Source organism: Klebsiella sp. LTGPAF-6F, assembly GCF_001753185.1.
In the GTDB taxonomy this organism is placed as follows: Bacteria; Pseudomonadota; Gammaproteobacteria; order Enterobacterales; family Enterobacteriaceae; genus Klebsiella; species Klebsiella michiganensis.
The window spans coordinates 6,078,794-6,098,054 of record NZ_CP017450.1; the positions used below are offsets into that span (position 1 = coordinate 6,078,794).

General features: G+C 58.3%; 20 protein-coding genes. 6 read left to right on the forward strand and 14 right to left on the reverse strand.

All coding sequences use genetic code 11. From position 1 onward, the window contains the following. Positions 1 to 277: 277 nt before the first annotated feature. The 4 genes from BJF97_RS28490 to BJF97_RS28505 all read left to right on the forward strand — a co-directional run bounded on the left by BJF97_RS28490 (position 278) and on the right by BJF97_RS28505 (position 3,944). Complete coding sequence (locus BJF97_RS28490; protein WP_014227304.1) at positions 278 to 589, forward strand: PTS sugar transporter subunit IIB; 312 nt, start codon at positions 278 to 280, stop codon at positions 587 to 589. Between the two features lie 11 nt (positions 590 to 600). After that, positions 601 to 1,926, forward strand: a complete 1,326-nt coding sequence (locus tag BJF97_RS28495) for a PTS sugar transporter subunit IIC (RefSeq protein ID WP_014227305.1) — start codon at positions 601 to 603, stop codon at positions 1,924 to 1,926. A 108-nt stretch (positions 1,927 to 2,034) separates the two neighbouring features. Continuing rightward, positions 2,035 to 2,337: a PTS lactose/cellobiose transporter subunit IIA gene (locus tag BJF97_RS28500; protein ID WP_004855598.1), complete on the forward strand. Its 303-nt coding sequence runs from the start codon at positions 2,035 to 2,037 to the stop codon at positions 2,335 to 2,337. Positions 2,338 to 2,564: 227 nt separating this feature from the next. Then, positions 2,565 to 3,944, forward strand: coding sequence for a carbohydrate porin (locus BJF97_RS28505; protein ID WP_064388188.1), 1,380 nt, complete (start codon positions 2,565 to 2,567; stop codon positions 3,942 to 3,944). 197 nt (positions 3,945 to 4,141) lie between these two features. Here BJF97_RS28505 and phnV read toward each other — a convergent pair whose 3' ends face one another. From phnV to phnR, 5 genes are all read right to left on the reverse strand, one after another. After that, positions 4,142 to 4,939 (reverse strand): 2-aminoethylphosphonate ABC transport system, membrane component PhnV, encoded by a 798-nt coding sequence (gene phnV / locus BJF97_RS28510; protein ID WP_032694298.1) that lies wholly within the window; start codon positions 4,937 to 4,939, stop codon positions 4,142 to 4,144. Positions 4,940 to 4,941: 2 nt separating this feature from the next. Continuing rightward, complete coding sequence (gene phnU, locus BJF97_RS28515) at positions 4,942 to 5,802, reverse strand: 2-aminoethylphosphonate ABC transporter permease subunit (RefSeq protein ID WP_004855607.1); 861 nt, start codon at positions 5,800 to 5,802, stop codon at positions 4,942 to 4,944. Then, positions 5,802 to 6,914 carry a 2-aminoethylphosphonate ABC transport system ATP-binding subunit PhnT gene (gene phnT / locus BJF97_RS28520; protein ID WP_014227307.1) on the reverse strand — a complete coding sequence of 371 codons (1,113 nt, stop codon included), beginning with the start codon at positions 6,912 to 6,914 and terminating at the stop codon, positions 5,802 to 5,804. Before phnT ends, phnU begins: the two co-directional genes overlap by 1 nt. Positions 6,915 to 6,919: 5 nt before the next feature. After that, on the reverse strand, positions 6,920 to 7,933 hold the full coding sequence (gene phnS, locus BJF97_RS28525; RefSeq protein WP_014227308.1) for a 2-aminoethylphosphonate ABC transporter substrate-binding protein: 1,014 nt from the start codon (positions 7,931 to 7,933) through the stop codon (positions 6,920 to 6,922). A 248-nt stretch (positions 7,934 to 8,181) separates the two neighbouring features. Further along, positions 8,182 to 8,901: a phosphonate utilization transcriptional regulator PhnR gene (gene phnR / locus BJF97_RS28530; protein ID WP_032694297.1), complete on the reverse strand. Its 720-nt coding sequence runs from the start codon at positions 8,899 to 8,901 to the stop codon at positions 8,182 to 8,184. Positions 8,902 to 9,041: 140 nt separating this feature from the next. On the opposite strand from phnR, the gene phnW reads away from it, so the two are divergent. Further along, the gene (phnW, locus tag BJF97_RS28535) at positions 9,042 to 10,145 is read left to right on the forward strand and encodes a 2-aminoethylphosphonate--pyruvate transaminase (RefSeq protein WP_014227310.1); all 1,104 of its coding nucleotides are present in this window, start codon (positions 9,042 to 9,044) and stop codon (positions 10,143 to 10,145) included. A gap of 9 nt (positions 10,146 to 10,154) precedes the next feature. Then, positions 10,155 to 10,964, forward strand: a complete 810-nt coding sequence (phnX, locus tag BJF97_RS28540; protein WP_004855618.1) for a phosphonoacetaldehyde hydrolase — start codon at positions 10,155 to 10,157, stop codon at positions 10,962 to 10,964. Between the two features lie 32 nt (positions 10,965 to 10,996). Here the strand turns inward: phnX and nepI are convergent, their stop codons facing one another. From nepI to ilvN, 9 genes are all read right to left on the reverse strand, one after another. Next, the gene (gene nepI / locus BJF97_RS28545) at positions 10,997 to 12,178 is read right to left on the reverse strand and encodes a purine ribonucleoside efflux pump NepI (protein WP_014227312.1); all 1,182 of its coding nucleotides are present in this window, start codon (positions 12,176 to 12,178) and stop codon (positions 10,997 to 10,999) included. A 118-nt stretch (positions 12,179 to 12,296) separates the two neighbouring features. Next, entirely contained in the window at positions 12,297 to 12,596 is a 300-nt protein-coding gene (locus BJF97_RS28550; RefSeq protein WP_014227313.1) for a helix-turn-helix domain-containing protein, read from the reverse strand. 9 nt (positions 12,597 to 12,605) lie between these two features. Continuing rightward, complete coding sequence (locus tag BJF97_RS28555) at positions 12,606 to 12,947, reverse strand: type II toxin-antitoxin system RelE/ParE family toxin (RefSeq protein WP_014227314.1); 342 nt, start codon at positions 12,945 to 12,947, stop codon at positions 12,606 to 12,608. Between the two features lie 250 nt (positions 12,948 to 13,197). Continuing rightward, the gene (locus BJF97_RS28560) at positions 13,198 to 13,650 is read right to left on the reverse strand and encodes a DUF1198 domain-containing protein (RefSeq protein ID WP_009653860.1); all 453 of its coding nucleotides are present in this window, start codon (positions 13,648 to 13,650) and stop codon (positions 13,198 to 13,200) included. 177 nt (positions 13,651 to 13,827) lie between these two features. After that, positions 13,828 to 15,219: a hexose-6-phosphate:phosphate antiporter gene (uhpT, locus tag BJF97_RS28565; protein ID WP_004126843.1), complete on the reverse strand. Its 1,392-nt coding sequence runs from the start codon at positions 15,217 to 15,219 to the stop codon at positions 13,828 to 13,830. A 145-nt stretch (positions 15,220 to 15,364) separates the two neighbouring features. Next, a complete protein-coding gene (locus BJF97_RS28570; RefSeq protein WP_032694296.1) occupies positions 15,365 to 16,684 on the reverse strand; it encodes an MFS transporter in 1,320 nt (439 codons plus the stop codon). Positions 16,685 to 16,693: 9 nt separating this feature from the next. After that, a complete protein-coding gene (uhpB, locus tag BJF97_RS28575) occupies positions 16,694 to 18,175 on the reverse strand; it encodes a signal transduction histidine-protein kinase/phosphatase UhpB (protein WP_162933650.1) in 1,482 nt (493 codons plus the stop codon). A 17-nt stretch (positions 18,176 to 18,192) separates the two neighbouring features. Continuing rightward, positions 18,193 to 18,786 carry a transcriptional regulator UhpA gene (uhpA, locus tag BJF97_RS28580; protein ID WP_004107112.1) on the reverse strand — a complete coding sequence of 198 codons (594 nt, stop codon included), beginning with the start codon at positions 18,784 to 18,786 and terminating at the stop codon, positions 18,193 to 18,195. Between the two features lie 182 nt (positions 18,787 to 18,968). Next, positions 18,969 to 19,259, reverse strand: a complete 291-nt coding sequence (gene ilvN, locus BJF97_RS28585) for an acetolactate synthase small subunit (protein ID WP_004855635.1) — start codon at positions 19,257 to 19,259, stop codon at positions 18,969 to 18,971. Positions 19,260 to 19,261 lie beyond the last annotated feature (2 nt).

Genomic DNA, 19,261 nt, shown 5'->3' on the forward strand with positions numbered 1-19,261 from the left:
GCCAGTCCGATCCCTGTAAATCCTTGAACCTGAATCGCTTCAATAATAACCAGCGGCAGTATATCCGTTTCCCTTTTTATTTGGAAACCGATTTTCCGTTTCATGGAAAATCGTAGCAAAAACCAGGAAAATTTGTGAGCCAAATCTAATTAACACGCCCTTTGACTGACAGATCTTGACGGTTATCACAGTTCTGTTTTTTATAAATGGAAACCGGTTTCCGTCTGATATCAAATCATCCACGCAATAACTTTTTACATTTTGAGGACAATCGTCGATGTACAAGATTATGCTGTGCTGCTCTGCCGGAATGTCCACCAGCCTGTTGGTCAGAAAGATGGTTGATGCCGCGAAGGAACGTAACCTGCCGGTGCAGATTGACGCCTACGGAGTTTCCGAATTTGACATGCAGTTTCCGCAATACCAGGTGGTGCTTCTTGGGCCACAGGTGAAATACATGCTGAAAAACTTAGCTGAGAAAGCCGCTCCCCTGAATATTCCGGTCCAGCCGATTAACGCCATGGATTACGGAATGCAGCGGGGAGACAACGTCCTGGATTATGCCCTGTCGCTGATTGAAGCGCATTAAGAGGTGTGCAAATGAGTTCTCTGTATCAGTCCATGATTGCCGCGATCGAGCAATCAATTACCCCGCTGGCAGGACGCCTTGGGCAGCAGAAATACGTTATCGCGATTCGCGATGGTTTCACTGCCGCATTGCCGTTTATGATCATCGGCTCATTCATGCTGGTATTTATCTTTCCGCCTTTTTCCCCGGATACCACTAACGGTTTCGCCCGCGGCTGGCTGGACTTCTCCCAGCAGTATCGCGAACAGCTGATGCTGCCGTTTAACCTCAGCATGGGCGTGATGACGTTCTTTATTTCGGTGGGGATCGGCGCCAGCCTGGGACGCCAGTTCCAGCTCGACCCGGTGATGTCCGGTCTGCTGGCGTTTATGGCTTTCTTACTGGTTGCCGCGCCGTACGCCGATGGCAAAATCTCCACCCAGTACCTCTCTGGTCAGGGTATTTTTACCGCCTTGATCACCGCCATCTATTCCACCCGCGTTTACGCCTGGCTAAAGCAGAACAACATTACGATTCGCCTGCCGAAAGAAGTGCCGACCGGCGTTGCGCGTTCGTTTGAAATCCTTATCCCGGTGCTGGTGGTGATCGCGACCCTGCATCCGCTGAATCTGTTTATCGAAGCGCAGACCGGTATGATCCTGCCGCAGGCGATTATGCATCTGCTGGAGCCTCTGGTTTCCGCCTCTGACTCCCTGCCGGCGATTCTGCTTTCCGTCCTGATGTGCCAGATCTTCTGGTTCGCCGGGATCCACGGCTCGCTGATCGTGACCGGCATTATGAACCCCTTCTGGATGGCCAACCTGTCGGCGAACCAGGCAGCGCTGGCGGCCGGTGCGGCTCTGCCGCATGTCTATCTGCAGGGTTTCTGGGACCACTACCTGCTGATTGGCGGCGTCGGCTCCACGCTTCCGCTGGCGTTCCTGCTGCTGCGTAGCCGCGTCACCCACCTGCGCACCATTGGCAAAATGGGTATCGTACCGAGCTTCTTTAATATCAATGAACCGATTCTGTTCGGCGCGCCGATTATCATGAACCCGATGATGTTTATCCCGTTCGTCTTTGTGCCGATGATTAACGCCGTTCTGGCTTACGGGGCGACGCGCCTCGGCTGGCTCAGCCAGGTCGTTTCGCTGACGCCGTGGACGACGCCGGCGCCTATCGGCGCATCATGGGCTGCAAACTGGACGCTAAGCCCGGTGGTGATGTGTTTAATTTGCATGGTGATGTCGGCGGTAATCTACCTGCCCTTCCTGCGCGCCTATGAACGCTCGTTAATGAAAACTGAAGTTGAAAAAGCAAAAGCCGCAGTGCCGGTTGCCGAAACGGTCAGCCAATAATTAATCTCTATATTTAATATTATATTTAAAATGACGGCATAAATAATGCGGAAAAGGGACTTTCACTGCATTATTTAAAGAATAAAATTAATGACCTCAGGATCTATCATGATTGAATTAGAAGATGCGGTAATGGAAATTATCGTTAATGCGGGCCAGTCACGCTCATTATGTTTTGAAGCGCTCCATTGCGCCCGCAACGGTAATATAGATGAAGCGCGCTTGCTTCTGAATGAAGCCGATGGCTATGCCCGCCGGGCGCACCAGATGCAGACCCGGCTTATCGAGCAGGACGCTGGCGAAGCGCGCCAGCCGATGACGTTAATTATGGTCCATGCTCAGGATCACTTAATGAATTCACTGCTCGCCCGTGAATTTTCGGAAGAGTTAATTCATTTATACCAGCGTTAATTTATATCAATATTTAGCAACTGTACCCGAACTAAATATACCAGCTTATCCTGGCGGGATAGCTATTATCTAAATATATCCGTCATATTTCAAGCTGCATGTACGTTGGCTGCGCTCGCTTACCCGAATCACTTACCAAAGTAAGCTCATCGGGATTCACTCCCTTGCCGCCTTCCTGCAACTCGAACTATTTAGGATATATATAAATTATTAAAAGCGAGATAATGATGAAAACTGTAAAAATGCTGCCATTAACCATGGCGGTCGTCGCCGCGCTGTGCCCAATTTCCGTATTCGCACAAGAATTTACTCAGGAACAGATCGACGCCATTGTGGCGAAAGCCGTCGATAAAGCCCTGGCCGAACGCCAGGCGAAAATCGACGCCGCGGCTGATAAAAAAGTGGATGTTATCACCAACCCGCAGACCACCGCGGCCACGCCGGATATGGCGATCCCCTTCGGCCTGAAGTTCAGCGGCTACGCCCGCTACGGCGCGCAGTTCCAGACCGGCGATCAGAAGTTTGTCGGCGTGGATGGCTCCTATAACGGCGCCTCGGCGATCGGCCGTTTAGGCAACGAAGGCAACGGCGGCGAATTCCAGATAACCAAAGCCTTCAGGAGCAGTAAAGGCGCTATCTGGGATATCAACGTCATGTTTGACCACTGGAGCGATGAAGTTAACCTGAAAAAAGCCTACGTCGGCGTCACCAACGTGCTCGAGTCTAACCCCAACGCCTATATCTGGGCCGGCCGCGACTTCCATCAGCGCCCGCAGCAGGGGATCAACGACTACTTCTGGATGAACCACGACGGCCAGGGCGCCGGGGTGAAGAACTTTGATATCAGCGGCGTGCAGTTTGACGTGGCGGGAGTGTCGCAGGTGGAGTCCTGTAGCCCGGAAGTGATGGCGGACGAGGCCAACCCGTCGCGCATCACCTGTACCGGCGGCTCCGGTACCGGCGATAACGGCCACTACGCCCTGACCACCAAAACCCACAACATCAAGGCCGGGCCGATCGACGTTGAGGTGTACGCCAACTACGGTTTCGATTCGAAAGCGGTGGACAGCGACGAACGTCTCGACGCCTGGCAGGGCGGGCTGGTGCTGAGCCACACCAACGACAGCGGCGTCAATAAAGTGATCCTGCGCTACTCCGATAACTCGGATAACAGCGTCTACAACAAAACCGATGACCTGACCGCGATTTACGCCAGCTTTGAAGGGCTGCATAAATTTACCCGGCAGGCGCAGATCGAATATCTGCTGGCCTTCCACGACTATGACAACGGCAAGGACAACACCGATAACCGTAAAAACTACGGCGCCATTGTCCGTCCGATGTACTTCTGGAACGATGTGCACTCCACCTGGCTGGAAGCGGGCTACCAGCGCGTCGATTACGACCAGGGCGGCGATAACCACGGCTGGAAGCTGACGCTGTCGCAGAACATCGCCATCGGTATGGGGCCGGAGTTCCGCCCGATGCTGCGCTTCTACGTGACCGGCGGCCAGGTGGATAACAAGCGCACCGCGAAGGTTAACGGCACCAAAGACGAACAGCTGGATTCGCTGAACGTCGGCGGCATGTTTGAGGCGTGGTTCTAAGAGAGTGAAACCGCCCCGGGTCGTGGCGTCAGAGCCCGATCCGGGCTATCAGATCGTAACCTGTAGCCCGGCTAAGCGCAGCGCGAGCCGGGAAGAAGCCGCATCGATATATTTATCCCGGCGCATTCCCCGGGTGGCGGCGTAACGCCTTACCCCGGCTACCACTGGCTTAGGTGGTTTGCAAAAGGAGCCGGAGATCACCTCTGGCTCATCCGGCGAGCGATGCGTTCAAGCTTAATCATCAGCAGCAGCGTGACGCCCACCAGCACGATGGTCAGCGCCGAACCATCGGCAATATTGCCGCGATCGGTCAGGCTGAAAATCGTCACCGGCAGCGTTGTCCAGCCCGGCGGGTAAATCATCACCGTCGCGCCCAGCTCCCCCATCGACAGCGACAGGCTTAACGCCAGTGCTGAAATCATCCACGGCGTCATCAGCGGCAGCGTAACGTGGCGCAGGCGATACCACGGCGATGCCCCGAGGCTGGAGGCGACGTTTTCAATATCGGCGGAAATCCGCGCCAGACCGGTGGAAACGTTGCTGAAGGTAAACGCGGAAATCAGCACGAAGTGCGCCGCCAGAACGATCCAAAAGGTGCCGTTCATCTGCAGCGGTCCCTGGCTGAAGGCCACCAGAATGCCAAGACCCACAGAAACGGATGGGATGGCGCTTGGCAGATAGAACATCAGCCCAAGGTATTTTTGCAGCTTCGCACCGTACTGCCGCAGGGACAGCGCAGCCCACATGCCGCACAGCAGAGCGAACAGGCTGGCGCAAAACCCGACCATCAGGCTGGAAAAGAGCGCATCCCACGCGGCGCCGCGAAACGCGTTAACAAAGTGTCCGAAGGTAAAGCCGGACGGTAGCAGGCCGTTCCACTGCTGGCTCAGGCTGGACATCAAAATCACCGCCAGCGGCAGGAAGAAAATCCCGGCAAACAGCGTCACCGCCAGCGCTCCTGCCGCCGTACGGCCTTTACGCGACCAAATCAACATCGTTAGCTCCTCACGCCGGTACGCGCGGCGGCCAGCCGATAGAGCATAAACAGCCCCAGCGACAGCAGAATATTAATCAGCGCAATCATGCAGGCGACGCTGTAGTCCGACTCGAGAATAGCCTTGCTGTAGACCATCATCGGTAGAGTATTTACCCCTTTGGCGCCGATAAACAGCACGATGCCGAACTCGTTGGTGGTCAACAGCAGACACAGGCTGCCGCCCGCCATTAGCGCCGGCAGCACCGCCGGAAAAATCACCTGGCCGATGACCCGCAGCGGATGCGCGCCGAGGATGCTCGCCGCTTCAAGCTGGCTTTTATCAATCTGCCGCAGCCCGGCCATCAGCGGGCGCATCACCAGAGGGGTGAAGACGGTCATTTCCGCCAGTATGACCCCCTGAATCGAATAGAGAAAATCCACCGGCGGCAGTTCAAAAGCAAACAGCGACATCAGCGTTCCGTTCAGCAGACCGGCGGAGCCGTAAATAAAGGTGAAAGCCAGGGTGATGAGAAAGGTCGGCAGCGCAATAAAGGTATCAATTATCCGGCTAATCAGCTGGCTACCGGGAAACGGGATAAACACCAGAATCAGCGCCAGCACGCTGCCGAGCAGCAGACAGCCTGATGTCGCGATAACCGCGATTTGCAAGGTATTGAGCAATGCGCTGAGAAAGCGCCGGGACTCCACCACCTGCCAGAAGGTTTCGAGGCCCAGATGACCCTCGGTATCGCGCAGCGCCTGTTCGCCGATGAGCAGCAGCGGGTAGAAAAACAGGGTCGCCAGCACCAGCAGCGGCGGCAGCAGCCACAGTAAGGGCCGCAGATGAACAGAGCGACGCGGGAGCGTTAAGATCTGCGACATTATGACACCTCAATCAGGACCGCATCGTTGGGTTCAAAATAGAGCGCCAGCCTGTCGCCCGCACGCGGCAGCGGATTCACGTGGGTCATCACGATACGCACCGCCTCCCCCGCCACGTCGCATAGCAGATGGGTCAAATCGCCCTGCCAGTGCACGGAGGTCAGGATGGCGTTCAGACGGTTGCTGGTGGCCGATCGCGGCGCGAGACTCATATGCTGCGGGCGAATACACAGCAGCTTATTGTTGCCATGCTGGCCGCCGCGGCTGAACGCGGCGATCAATCCGCCGCCGCAGCTGACGCTGACCAGGCCAGGTCCCGCGGTATCTGTCAGCGCCGTCGCCTGCAGGATATTGGCACGTCCGAGAAACTCAGCGCTAAAACGATTAGGCGGATAGTGGTAAAGCTGATGGGTTTCGCCGTGGGCAATGAGCGAGCCGTCTTTCATGATGCCAATCTTGTCCGCCAGGGTCAGGGCTTCGGTCTGATCGTGGGTGACGTAGAGAATGGTCAGCTCCGGCAGTTCACGGTGCAGACGGGCAATTTCCTCCACCATGTTGTGACGGATTTGCGCATCCAGCGCCGAGAGCGGCTCATCAAGCAGCAATACCCGCGGACGCACGGCGATGGCGCGGGCAATCGCGACTCGCTGCTGCTGGCCGCCGGAAAGCTGGTGCGGATAGCGGCTGGCGTAATCCGCCATGCCGACGATTTTCAGGGCTTCCTGAACCCGTTCAGCGATCTGCGCTTTGGGCTGCTTCTGCGCCCGCAGGCCGAAGGCGACGTTATCTTCTACCTTCATGTGCGGAAACAGGGCGTAGTTTTGAACCACCATACCAAGGCCGCGTTGATACGGCGGCAGGTGGGTAATATCCGTGTCGCCAAGCAAAATTCGACCACCGGCAGGCTGCACAAAACCGGCTATCGCCCGCAGCACCGTGGTTTTCCCGGATCCCGAAGGGCCGATCAGCGCCAGCACCTCACCGGGCTCAATGGTTAATGTCAGCGGCTTCAGCACCACGTTGCCGTGATAAGAAACGCGCAGCGCGTCGAGAGTAATTCCGGACGTCCCCGCCAGCGACGGGGTTGGGGCAACGGTCGTTTTCATTAACATCACGCTTACTCGCTGTCCGTCACTTTATGCCAGCGGGCAATATCCGCCGACAGCGAAACCGCAACGTCGTCCCAGTTGGGTTCCCAGCTTTTCACGCCGTTAAGCGCCGCTTTCGCCGCTTTAAAGTTAGCGTCTTCCGGCGTCACGTCGCTGCGCACCGGCAGACCCCAGGAGAGCGCGCTGACGCTGGACTGAGCGGATTTATCGAGCAGGAAGTTAATCAGCTTTTTACCGTTTTCGCCGTTCGGACCGTTCTGCACCAGGCCGATGGTATAGGGCAGCGCCAGCGCGCTGCGTTCGCCTTGCGCGTCCGCTGGCCAGAAGATTTGCACATTCGGGTTACGCGCCATCTGCGACAGGTTCATTTGCAGATCGCCGTTAGCGATGTACAGCTCACCTTTATTGACCAGCGCGGTCAACTTACCGGTGGAAGCAGACGGACCAACGTTATTGGCCTGGAGCTTACCGAGATAATCGAACCCCGCCTCTTTGCTCCCCATGCTGTGAAACGCCTGTAGCATGACCGCCGTACCGTCACCCGCCTGCCCCGGCGTCGAGTACTGCAGTTTGTTCCTGAAGCGGCTATCGAGCAAATCCTGCCAGCTGGCCGGCGCGGTTTTCAGCAGCTTACTGTTATAGATAAAGGTCAGATAGTTATTCACCAGCGGCGAGTAGCGGTCGTGTACGCCCGGGATCCGAGCGCTGTCCTGCGGCTGAAATTCGGCCAACAGCTGTTCTTTCGCGGCACGCTGGATAAACGGCGGCACCGTCACCAGCACATCGGCCTGAGGGTTGGTGCGCTCTTTTGCCAGGCGTTCAACAATCGCCCCGGAACCGCCTTCCACGTACTGCACCTTGATGCCCGTTGCTTTGGTGAAAGCGGCGAACTGGTGCTGGTACCAGCTGTTATCACCATCGTGCAGGCCGTCAGCGGAGTAAACCGTGACGATGCCATCTGCCCATACCGGAGAGCTGGTCAGCGCGAACAGGGACAGCAGGGCAAGTCGGGAGAGTTTCATCGTATATGCCTCATCGGGTAGTTAGTCATTCTGGTGTAGACCAGATTGTTTTTCACGCTACCGGGGGTTTATGACAAAACGATGAATGAAGTGTGGCGAAAGGATGACGCCGGAGCAGAAGACCCCCCTCCCGGAGGCGGCGCTTGACGCGCCTGTCCGGGCTACCCGTCCGCAAACGGCGGTAAACCCGTAGCCCGGGTAAGGCGCCAGCCGCAACCCGGGAAAACGCTCGGGCTGGACCAATAAAATCAATGGGTATCGACTTCAATACGCAGGCTGTCGTGGCGCCAGTACTCAATATCGTAATCGAGAATTCGCCCGTGCTGATCGTAGTTGAGGCGGCGCAAGAGCAGCGCCGGCCGCCCTTCCATCACCCCCAGGGCTTCCGCGGCCTGGGGCGGCATTGAGGTGGGCCAGAACGACAGATGCATACTGGTATATATCAGGTCATAGCGGGTCTGATAAATCTCGGTCAGGCTGCCGTTTAAATCGTGGCGCAGCAGCTCCGGAACCCTGGCGGGCAGACAGTGGTTTTCACAGTAGCAAATCGCCCGCCCGTCGGCATAACGCAGACGGGTGAGCAGGTAAACCTGATCGAATGGCTGCAGCGCCAGCGGCGCCATAACGTCCAGCGGAACGGCGGCCAGACGCCCATCGAGCAGTACCGTTTTCGGCTCTCGTCCCTGTTCCAGGCACAGCTTGTGGAAGTTGGTATTCTGCGTCGGATCCAACCACAAGCGCTCCGGCGTAACAAACCAGCCGCGGCGGTCGGCGCGATAAATCACGCCGCTGGACTCAAGCTGCGCCAGGCTCTCGCGCACCGTAATACGCGTGGTATTGAACAGCGCGCACAGCTCGCGCTCGGACGGCAGCTTATCGCCGCTCTTCAACGCGCCGTTTTGAATACGCGCCTGAAGCTGCGCCTTGATCAGCAGATACTGTGGCGTCTCGCCAGAGGGTGATTTCATGTTCGCTCGCGGCCAAATTTGATGCGCTCATTATACATAACCAGATGAATTTTTTGTTGCAGCGCTACTTTCCCTTTGACCTTTTCGGGGCTCGATCGTCATTATAAAAAACATCTGGTATAGACCAAATGGTGAAAACAATGACTTCGCGTAATTATCTGCTGCTGACGCCCGGACCGCTAACCACTTCCCGTACGGTAAAAGAGGCGATGCTGTTCGATAGCTGTACCTGGGACGACGACTACAATCTCGGCGTCGTTCAGGTCATTCGCCAACGGCTGGTGGAACTGGCGACGCCCGCTAACGGCTACACCTCAGTGCTGCTGCAAGGCAGCGGCAGCTACGCGGTTGAAGCGGTACTCGGTAGCGCGATCGGCGCGCAGGGGAAAGTGCTGATTATCAGCAACGGCGCCTACGGCGCGCGCATGATCGAGATGGCGAAACTGATGTGCATTGCGCACCATCCCTACGACTGCGGCGAAGTGGCGCGGCCGGACGCGGCGGCGATCGAACGGATCCTGCAAACCGACCCGGCGATCACCCATATCGCCATGGTGCATAGCGAAACCACAACCGGCATGCTCAACCCGATCGAAGAGGTCGCCGCGCTGGCGAAACGGTACGACAAACGCTACATCGTCGATGCCATGAGCAGCTTCGGCGGCATTCCCATGGACGTCGCCGCCCTGAATATCGATTATCTGATCAGCTCCGCCAACAAATGCATTCAGGGTGTGCCGGGCTTTGCCTTCGTCATTGCCCGGGAGGCGGAACTGGCAAACTGCCAGGGCCGCTCGCGCTCGCTGTCGCTGGATCTGTACGCCCAGTGGCGCTGCATGGAGGATAACCACGGCAAGTGGCGCTTCACCTCACCGACCCATACCGTGCTGGCCTTTGCCCAGGCGCTGAAGGAGCTGGCGGAGGAAGGCGGCGTGCGCGCACGTCATCAGCGTTACAGCACGAACCAGCAGCGTCTGGTGGCGGGAATGCGTGCGCTAGGCTTTCAGCCGCTGCTCGACGATAGCCTGCACTCGCCGATCATCACCGCGTTTTACTCCCCGGATGCGCCGCAGTATCGCTTTAAGGATTTCTATCAGCGGCTTAAAGAGCAGGGTTTCGTGATCTATCCGGGCAAGGTGTCGCAAAGCGACTGCTTCCGTATCGGCAACATCGGAGAAGTGTACGACGCCGACATCACCGCCCTGCTGGCGGCCATCAAAAACGCCATGTACTGGCAATGCTAAGGAACCGTCATGAACCGTATTAACGCCGTTATTCTTGATTGGGCAGGCACCACCGTCGACTTTGGCTCCTTCGCGCCGACGCAGATTTTCGTTGAGGCCTTCCGTCAGGCTTTTGCCGTGGAGATTACGCTCGAAGAAGCCAGGGTGCCGATGGGTCTCGGCAAATGGCAGCATATTGAAGCGCTGGGGAAACTGCCCGCCGTGGACGCCCGCTGGCAAGCGAAGTTTGGCCGGGCGATGAACGCTGCCGATATCGACGCGATCTATGCTGCTTTTATGCCGCTGCAGATTGCCAAAGTTGTCGATTTTTCTGCGCCGATCGCCGGGGTTGTCGACACCATTGCCGCGCTGCGCGCCGAAGGCATAAAAATTGGCTCCTGTTCCGGCTATCCGCGTCCGGTGATGGAAAAGCTGGCGCCGGCCGCCGCCGCGCAGGGCTATGCGCCTGACCACTGGGTGGCGACGGACGACCTCGCCGTCGGGGGGCGGCCAGGCCCGTGGATGGCGTTACAGAACGTCATTGTCCTCGGCATCGACTCGGTAGCCCACTGCGTCAAGGTTGATGATTCCGCTCCCGGCATTACCGAAGGATTAAACGCCGGGATGTGGAGCGTGGGTCTGGCGGTTTCCGGTAACGAATTCGGCGCCAGCTGGGAGGAATATCAGCAGATGAGCGCCGAAGAGATCGCCGCCCGCCGCGAGCACGCTGCCGGGAAGCTGTACGCCGCCGGTGCGCACTATGTGGTGGATACGCTGGCGGATTTGCCGGGCGTGATTGCCGACATCAACCGTCGTCTGGCGCAGGGCGAACGCCCGTAGTTTTATTGACGATTCGCCTGACTGCGGCCCCATTACACTCGTACTTTCGTCGCCACCAGCAGGCCGGTCAGCAGCATCAACGTACCGGAGAGGACCAGCGGCGAGAGCAGACCAAGGTGATCCAGCGCCACGCCGCCAACCGCGGCGCCGCAGGTGTTGGCCAGCTGGATCACCGCCACCTGAATCGACCCGGCTTTCTCCGCCTGATCGGACAGGGAGCGGGTGATCCACGTTGACCAGCCAACCGGTATCAACGCGAAGGCAAAGCCCCAGATAACGGCAACCGTCGACGCCACGATTTTACTCTCCCCCCACAGTACCAGCACCGCCGCGCTGATGGCCAGCACCACCGGGGCAACCGCCAGCGCCGCTTTCACCGAACGTTTGAGCAGCATCGAAGAGAGCGAGGTGCCGACGAAGCTGGCGATGCCGAAGCTCAACAGCACCAGCGTCAGGCCGTCAACGTCAAAGCCTGCCAGCGTCATATACACCGGGCGAATATAGGTAAAGAAGGCGAACTGGCCGGCGAAGGCCATAAAAATGGCACACATCCCGGCCATCACGCCGGGGCGCTTTAGCAGGCCGAACATATTTTGCTGCGCCGAGGTCGACTCGCCCGGCAGAGACGGCAGCGCCTTCAGCACCCAAATCGTACAGACCACCCCCATCACCGCGGCGCCGTTAAAGACGTTACGCCAGCCGATAATCCCACCGAGGAAGCTGCCCAGCGGCGCGGCGATCACCAGCGCTATTGATACCGCGCCAAAAATAACCGACAGGGCTTTGGGCACCACGCGCATCGGCACCAGCCGCATGGTGAGCGACGCCGACATCGCCCAAAAGCCGCCCAGCGCCAGCCCGAGGCAGGCGCGGCCGAGCAGCAATAACGCAAAGCTGTTGGCAAAAGAGACCAGCAGGCAGGAAAGGGTCAGCAGAACCGAAAACAGAATCACCACGTAGCGGCGATCGGTACTGCGGATGATCGAGGTGATAAACAGGCTGGCGAACATCGCCACGAACGCCGTGGTGGTGACCGACTGTCCGGCAACCCCTTCGGAGATGCCTAAATCCTGCGCCATCGGCGTGAGCAGGCTTACCGGCAGGAACTCAACGGTAATCAGGCAGGCGACGCAGAAGGCCACCGCAAAAACCGCCGACCAGTTGGGTCGCGCCGCCTGATGAGCCTGTGGCGTAGAGGCATTCGAAGGAGTCATAAGTTACCTGCATGGTTGAACACGGGGAAGCCGCGCAGTGTAACATTTTAAATGTGACGAATTTAACGTTTTGACAACTTTCTCACCAGCATCGCCAACGGACACAAGGTTCGCAGGATTAAAGATGGAATGCGATTCGCTTACCGGTTGGCAGCTTAACATCAATACTGAGTTCCCCCCCGAGCGCTGCAACATAGCGCTTCAGCGTTGACAAACGCGGGTCGTTATCAGCCTGTTCCATTTTTGCTATGGTGGGTTGTTTAACGCCCATTGCCTTAGCCAGCTCTGCCTGAGACATATTGAGTTCTTCCCTTAACATACTTAAAGCGATAGCCTGGCGCATCTCCTCGACTTTTTCAGCAATACGCGCCTGGCTTTCCGGGCTCTGTTTGGCCATTAATTCTTTAAGGGTCGCCATATTTTTTCCTTACTGATTAAGGTGCTTACGGTACTCAGCATCTGCAAGCTTGATCATATCTTTATAGAATCTCTTTTCATTTAACCCTGTTTTATCTCCGGCGCATAACACGATGCCACAACGAGAAGGGTCAAATACAAAGAAAGCTCGGATGGGTCTACCTTGATGCTGAATGCGCAGCTCTTTCATATTCGAAAAGGCAGAATCGTTTACTGTATCCGCAAACGGCCTTCCCAACCGGGGGCCATACTCGGATAAGATCACCATTGCGGCGAGCATATCCTCTTTGAGCGCTTCGGTCTGCGCCTCAAACCACTTGTCAAAAACCTCCGTTGTTTCAACATCCCACATTAGCGATCCCTCATAGCCAATAAGCTATAAGTAAATTATAGCCTACTAGCTATAAAAGCAACCCCTCTTTATAAAATGACTTACGCATTGGCTAATCTGCTGTCACGTGCCGCCGTCGCCAGCCCAGCCCGCTAATGAGGATTTCATTGGAAGGACGGCCAGATGATGGCCCTTTGTTACGATGACTTATGCACCGGTGGCCTCATCGGCGTGACGTTTAACGAAGCCAACAGTGCACCGGGAAGTGATATCAGTGCAGCCAGTGGACGCCATCCTCCGGCAAAAACAGCGCGTTATAGCGCTCCTGCAAAGCGTGCAGGTCGCTCACTTCCGGCTCCAGCTCGCGAAGAAAACCTTGTGCCAGGCGGATTTGCGCTTCGGTAATCGGCGCCGCGAGGCGGGACTTTTTCATCAACCGATACCAGTAGTGCAGGTTCTGCTCGCTGCCGTCGACGATAGCGACCTGCCAGATCAGCAGCACCTGCGCAGCATTTTGCAAATGCGCTTCATTCGGCCGCTCCAGGTAGCGCAGATACTCGTTGCCGGCGGTTTTTCCCAGCTGATCGATCATCGATTCCAGCGGTACCGGCGTAATGCCTAACCGTTCGCTCAGACGGCGAATCGCACGGCGTGAATCAGAGGTAAGTACCCGAAATCCCACAACAAATACCACTATCAGCGTGGCCAGTCCTAACCAGATCATGCATCCTCTCATTCAATCGCAGCCCCACTATCATAATGGGAAATTGCCCGCTGTCGACTGCCGGAGGTACCAGAATGTGACTTATCGCGACACCGTCTCGCTATCATCAAACCGCCCGGCAAGAGGCATAAAAAAGCCCGGCGCAGGGGCCGGGCAACGTGACTCACACTCAATGACTCAGGCAGTCTGCAACGTTTGCGTCTTTTTCTGACGGCGGATTTTACGTTCCTCAAACACCGCGACGATGGCCATCAGGCAGATGCAGCCAATCGCCGCCGCATCCAGCGCCGCAAAGGTGCCCGCCCAGCCGGTGAGGCCGAAAATCGGCGTACCGTCGGCAATCATCCCGAGGCCCAGCTTGGCGAAGCTGTCGCCGATCAGATAGGCGAAGGTGCCCTTGATCCCGTCGGCAGCGCCAATCGCCTTTTTCGGCACGAAACCTACCGCGGCAACGCCGATCAGCAGCTGGGGGCCAAACACCAGGAAGCCCAGCGCAAACAGCGAGGCGAGATAAACGTACTGGTTGCTGGCGTGCTGATAAACCCCCAGGGTGGCGATAATCAGCGCCAGCGCAACGCAGGCCACCAGCGCGCGACGACCGTTTGCCAGATCCGACAGCCATCCCCACAGCAGCGTGCCGACCAGCGCGCCCACTTCAAACAGGGTAAAGCCCTGAATCGCCACCTCTTTGGAGAGCTTCAGCTCCTGGAAAGCGTAAACGGTGGACCACTGGTCGATACCGATGCGCACCACGTACAGGAAGATGTTGGAGAAGCACAGCAGCCAGATGACTTTGTTCTTCAGTACGTACTCGACGAAGATCTGCCATTTGGTCATGGCGTTCTCTTCCGTCTCTTTATCCTCTTCGCTGATCTCTTCGCCAAACAGCTCTTCGGCGTTACCGAGACCGTAGGATTCCGGGGAGTCGCTGCCGAAGCGCAGGCCGATAAAACCGACGATCAGCGCGATAATCGACGGGAAGATAAACATCCCGATCACGTGGCCGTCGAACAGGTAGTTGGCGCCAAACAGCGCCACGCCCGCCGCGCCGGCGCCGCCGAGGTTGTGAGAGATATTCCAGAAGCCGAGGAAGGTGCCGCGTTTACGGCGGGGCGTCCACTTGGTAATGGTCGAATAGCTGCACGACCCGCCGGTGCTCTGGAAAAAGCCGCTCAGGGCGTAGAAGGCGATCATCAGGAACAGGCTGGTCGACCCCGCGCCCATGCTGGCGCTGAAGCCAAGCATACAGATGGCCGAGAGGATCAGCATAAACGGCAGAAACTGCTTGGTGTTCTTACCGTCTGCGTAGTAAGAAACCAGCGTTTTACCGACGCCGTAGGTGATTGAGAATCCGAGACCGATCATCCCCAGCTGCGTCATGCTCAGCCCGTAGGTGGAGATCATGTCGTTCTGCGCGATGTTAAAGTTTTTGCGGATCAGGTACATGGTCAGATAGCCGATGAAAACCACCAGATACGACTGCATGAACGGTTTGAACCACATTTTGCGCCGCGCTTCGAGCGGCAGGTCCAGGGTTGGCTTACGCACCTGGTTTAAGAAGGCCAGCATGATTGGGTGACTCCTGAGCTGATTTAGTACCTGCGAATGGCAGGCATTGTAAAAATCAGCCGGGAGACTCGCCTGAGACAGCGTCCAGGCGAAACCGGGAAAATTTCTTAGTTTTACGCCATTCGGCGAAGAAAGGTGAAGTGGGTCACGCTTCTCGCGGCGCCTGGGCGTTTAAAAACGGCAGCAGCAGCAGGGCGGAAATGCCGGCGGCAATGGCGATAACCACGAAAAAGCCGCTCCAGTGCCAGATTTCCATCACCTGCGCCAGCGGCCAGCCGGAGAGCGATGCGCCAAGATAGGCAAACAGGCCAACAAAGCCGGTTGCCGCCCCCGCCGCCTCTTTGTGCGAGCATTCCGCCGCCGCCATGCCGATCAGCATCTGTGGGCCAAAAACGAAAAAGCCGGTCGTGAAGAAGCAGGCCGCCTGCATCACGTAGCTGGCGAACGGCATCAGCCAGAGGCCGCCCACCGACAGCAAAATACCGGCGGCGAAAATCAGGTTCATCGGCCCGCGGTTGCCGTTAAACAGTTTATCCGAGCCCCAGCCCGCCACCAGCGCGCCGATAAAGCCGCCCACCTCGAACATGGTAACCGCCGAATTCGCCGTGACCAGATCGACGCCGAGCGTTTCCGACATATACAGGTTGCCCCAGTCGTTAATCGCCGCGCGCACCACGTACACCAGCACGTAGCACAGCGAGAGCAGCCAGATATAGGGATTCAGCAGCACGTATTTGGTGAGGATCTCTTTACGGGTCAGGCCAGCGCCCTCCTGCTGCTGGGCAATCTCCAGCTCATCGTGCCGCCAGTCGCCCACGGCGGGCAGTCCTACCGCCTGCGGCCGGTCGCGCAGCCGCCAGCAGAGAAACAGTCCGGCGAGGATCGCCAGCATGCCGGCAATCATCATCCCCGTTCGCCAACCGTAGTGCAGCGCCGCCGCGCCAACCACCATCGGGATCAGCGCCCCGCCGACGTTATGCGCCGTATTCCACAGCGCCCACCAGCCGCCGCGTTCGGTGCGCGAATACCAGGTCGTCAGCAGACGGGCGCACACCGGCGAGCCCCAGCCCTGGAAGAAGGCGTTCAGCGCCCACAGCAGCGCGAAGGCCCACAGCGAAGTGGAAAAGCCAAACAGAATATTCACCACGCCGGTAGCGACCAGACCGATGCCCATAAAATAGCGGGCGTTAGAGCGGTCGCTGACGATACCGGAGAAAAATTTCGACAGCCCGTAGGTGATGTAGAACAGCGTTGCCAGCAGGCCGATATCGCTGCGCGTCAGCACGTTGCTGGCGAGGATTTCCGGCACGGCGGCGTTAAAGCTTTTACGCGTAAAATAAAACAGCGCATAGCCCAGCCAGATGGTCAGCAGAATATGCCGACGCCAGTAGCGGTAGCACGCGTCCAGCGCCGGTTTGTCGGTAATCGGCGGAGCATCGGGCGGGGATTTCAAAAAGGCAAACATCGTCGCTCCTCAGGCGTAGCGCAGCGGCAGGCTGACGCAAACGCGGGTGCCGTGGGTGCAGGAGATGGTTAAGGTGCCGCCCAGCGCGCTGACGCGCTCGCGCATGCCGGTCAGGCCGAAGCCCTGCTGACCTGAGCCCGGCGGCAGGCCGCAGCCGTCGTCCTCCAGCACCAGCATCAGCCGCTGCTCCTGCTGCCAGCCCTGCAGCGTGACGGCGCTGGCGCTGGCGTGTTTGACGATATTATTCAGCCCTTCCTGGCAGACGCGGAACAGGGTGACGCGCTGGTTTTCGCTCAGCAGCGACTCATCAATGCGCCACGCCAGATGGCTGACCATACCGCGGTCCTCCAGCTCCATTTCGCGCATCAGCGAACGCACCGCCTGTTCAAGCGTCAGGTCGTCCAGCTGGCGCGGGCGCAGGCGGCCCAGCAGGCGGCGCACCGAATCATAGACGCCGAGCGAAAGCTGCTCAATCAGCTGGCCGCTCTGCCTGACGCTGGCGCTGTTAGGCGCCAGACGCTGGACGATCCCCGCCTGAGTACGGATGGCGGTGATGGTCTGCCCGATATCATCGTGCAGCTCGCGGGCCACCTCGCGGCGCACGCTCTCTTCGGTTTCCAGCAGGCGTTCCGCCAGCCGCTGGTTACGCACCAGCTCGTTTTGCAGCGACTGATTCAGCTCGCGCAGCCGCTGAATGCCTGCGCCCAGCAGCAGGCCCGTCAGGCTTTGCGCCAGCAGCGAAAGCAGCAAATCCACCGGATGATCGTGCCAGTTCTGGCTGGCAATCAGCGCGATGGCGTTCATCAGGGTCGCGATCAGCGCGCCCTGCCAGCCGTAGTGCCAGGCCAGGGCGATAATCGGCAGCGCCAGGCAGAAAGGCGTAAATCGCGAGAGCTCGGCGGGCAGCCCCAGCTGGAGCCAGAGACTGACGCTGAACAGCAGCAGGTACCAGATAAGATGCCGCCCGCGCCAGTTTACCGGCTGCGAGACCAGCGATGGCCCCAGCGGCCGCCAGACGGTACTGGTAAGGTAGTGCCAGATAACCAGGCAGGTAGGCGCCAGCGTCAGGCCGCCGGTCAGGGTCAGCAGCAGCGCGTTCAGCCCCTCCTTGCCTTCCGGCAGCCACGGCAGCGACTGGAGCAGCGCAGCGGCGATCAGCGCCCCTCCCTGACGCAGCAGGGTGAGCCAGTCACGCTGCTGGCGATAGCGTGAGATCAGCGCCACCGGCAGCAGGGTCAACAGACTTCCGGTCATCAATATTATCGGGTGCGCCAGCGCCACTTCCTGCGCCAGCCAGAAGATCAGCAGCCACTCAGCGCCCAGCAGAACCGGCCAGTAGCCGCGCGGACACTGCAGCATCAGGCCAAGACGCAGGCCAAAGGGGAAAAGCAGCACCGCAAGATCGGCACGCTCCACCAGGTGCAGGCTGATGCTCCACAGGCAAAACCACGCGGCGGAAAAGATAAAGCAACAACCGATAACCGAGAGCAGCCGGGAGAGAAAGGTGTTCATTGCCAGCTATCGAACATGCGGCGCGCCAGCTCGACGTCGTTGCTGACGCCCAGCTTTTCCAGCAGATTGGCGCGATGAACGTGCACGGTTTTTGGCGACAGGCCCAGCTCGGCGGCAATCTCTTTTACCGCCATCCCCTGCGCCAGCTTTTCCGCCACCTCGCGTTCGCGTTTGGTGAGCGGGTCCCGTCGCCCGGCCGCCAGCTTCATGGCGATATCCGGCGTCAGGTAGCAGCCGCCAGCCGCCACGGTGCGGACGGCGGCGATCAGCTCATCCGGGCTGCAGCGCTTGGAGAGAAAGCCGCGCGCGCCGGCGTTCAGCGCCTGCTCCACCAGCGCCGGGCTGTCGTGCACCGACAGCATCACGATCGCCATCCCTTTCGGCAACTGGCTTAACAGCTCAAGCCCGGAGATATCCGGCATCGAGATATCGCAGATACAGACCTGCACGCCGCGGCCGGGCAGCCCCGCCAGCGCTTCGCGCCCGGAACCGAATTCGGCGACGACCTGAAAATCGGCTTCCAGCCCCAGCAGTTGGGCAAAGCCGGAGCGGACGATAAGATGATCGTCAATAAGGGCGATTGTGGTCATGGCGATTCCTGGGGAGGATAAAAAACGCGCTTACCTTAACGGTATAAACGCCATCCTTCAAGCTGCCTCTGTTCCCCCCAGTCACTGACTTCAGTCAGCTCCCGGGGGATTCTCAGAGTTGCCGCCCTGATGCGGCTTGAGTGATTTTGTTTATCGCGCGCAGCGGATCAAGCCGCGAGCGATTATTCGAAGAACACCGCGATTTTGCTGAACATGGAGGGATCGGACTGATTGCGCACCACCTTCTCAACGTCTTCCAGCTTTTCGATCTGGCTAATCATCTGCCCGAGGCGCTGATCGTCGTTGACCAGTAGCCAGATGCGGCTCTGGTTGCTGTCCGGGATCGGCAGACAAAGAATGCCTTCCACGTTAAATGCGCGGCGGGCAAACAGGCCGCAAACGTGGGTCATCACGCCAGGGTGGTTGCGCACGGTGAGCTGTAGAATAACGTTTTCATGAGTCGCTTGTTGCATGG

Bases quoted from the DNA above. Each gene is read 5' to 3' on its own strand.
- BJF97_RS28505 (WP_064388188.1), top strand. From the start codon at position 2,565: ATGAAAACTGTAAAAATGCTGCCATTAACCATGGCGGTCGTCGCCGCG.
- ilvN (WP_004855635.1), bottom strand. From the start codon at position 19,259: ATGCAACAAGCGACTCATGAAAACGTTATTCTACAGCTCACCGTGCGC.
- phnW (WP_014227310.1), top strand. From the start codon at position 9,042: ATGACTTCGCGTAATTATCTGCTGCTGACGCCCGGACCGCTAACCACT.
- BJF97_RS28560 (WP_009653860.1), bottom strand. From the start codon at position 13,650: ATGATCTGGTTAGGACTGGCCACGCTGATAGTGGTATTTGTTGTGGGA.
- BJF97_RS28490 (WP_014227304.1), top strand. From the start codon at position 278: ATGTACAAGATTATGCTGTGCTGCTCTGCCGGAATGTCCACCAGCCTG.
- BJF97_RS28570 (WP_032694296.1), bottom strand. From the start codon at position 16,684: ATGTTTGCCTTTTTGAAATCCCCGCCCGATGCTCCGCCGATTACCGAC.
- phnX (WP_004855618.1), top strand. From the start codon at position 10,155: ATGAACCGTATTAACGCCGTTATTCTTGATTGGGCAGGCACCACCGTC.
- phnT (WP_014227307.1), bottom strand. From the start codon at position 6,914: ATGTTAATGAAAACGACCGTTGCCCCAACCCCGTCGCTGGCGGGGACG.
- phnU (WP_004855607.1), bottom strand. From the start codon at position 5,802: ATGTCGCAGATCTTAACGCTCCCGCGTCGCTCTGTTCATCTGCGGCCC.
- BJF97_RS28495 (WP_014227305.1), top strand. From the start codon at position 601: ATGAGTTCTCTGTATCAGTCCATGATTGCCGCGATCGAGCAATCAATT.
- BJF97_RS28555 (WP_014227314.1), bottom strand. From the start codon at position 12,947: ATGTGGGATGTTGAAACAACGGAGGTTTTTGACAAGTGGTTTGAGGCG.
- nepI (WP_014227312.1), bottom strand. From the start codon at position 12,178: ATGACTCCTTCGAATGCCTCTACGCCACAGGCTCATCAGGCGGCGCGA.
- phnR (WP_032694297.1), bottom strand. From the start codon at position 8,901: ATGAAATCACCCTCTGGCGAGACGCCACAGTATCTGCTGATCAAGGCG.
- phnV (WP_032694298.1), bottom strand. From the start codon at position 4,939: ATGTTGATTTGGTCGCGTAAAGGCCGTACGGCGGCAGGAGCGCTGGCG.
- phnS (WP_014227308.1), bottom strand. From the start codon at position 7,933: ATGAAACTCTCCCGACTTGCCCTGCTGTCCCTGTTCGCGCTGACCAGC.
- BJF97_RS28500 (WP_004855598.1), top strand. From the start codon at position 2,035: ATGATTGAATTAGAAGATGCGGTAATGGAAATTATCGTTAATGCGGGC.
- BJF97_RS28550 (WP_014227313.1), bottom strand. From the start codon at position 12,596: ATGGCGACCCTTAAAGAATTAATGGCCAAACAGAGCCCGGAAAGCCAG.
- uhpA (WP_004107112.1), bottom strand. From the start codon at position 18,786: ATGACCACAATCGCCCTTATTGACGATCATCTTATCGTCCGCTCCGGC.
- uhpT (WP_004126843.1), bottom strand. From the start codon at position 15,219: ATGCTGGCCTTCTTAAACCAGGTGCGTAAGCCAACCCTGGACCTGCCG.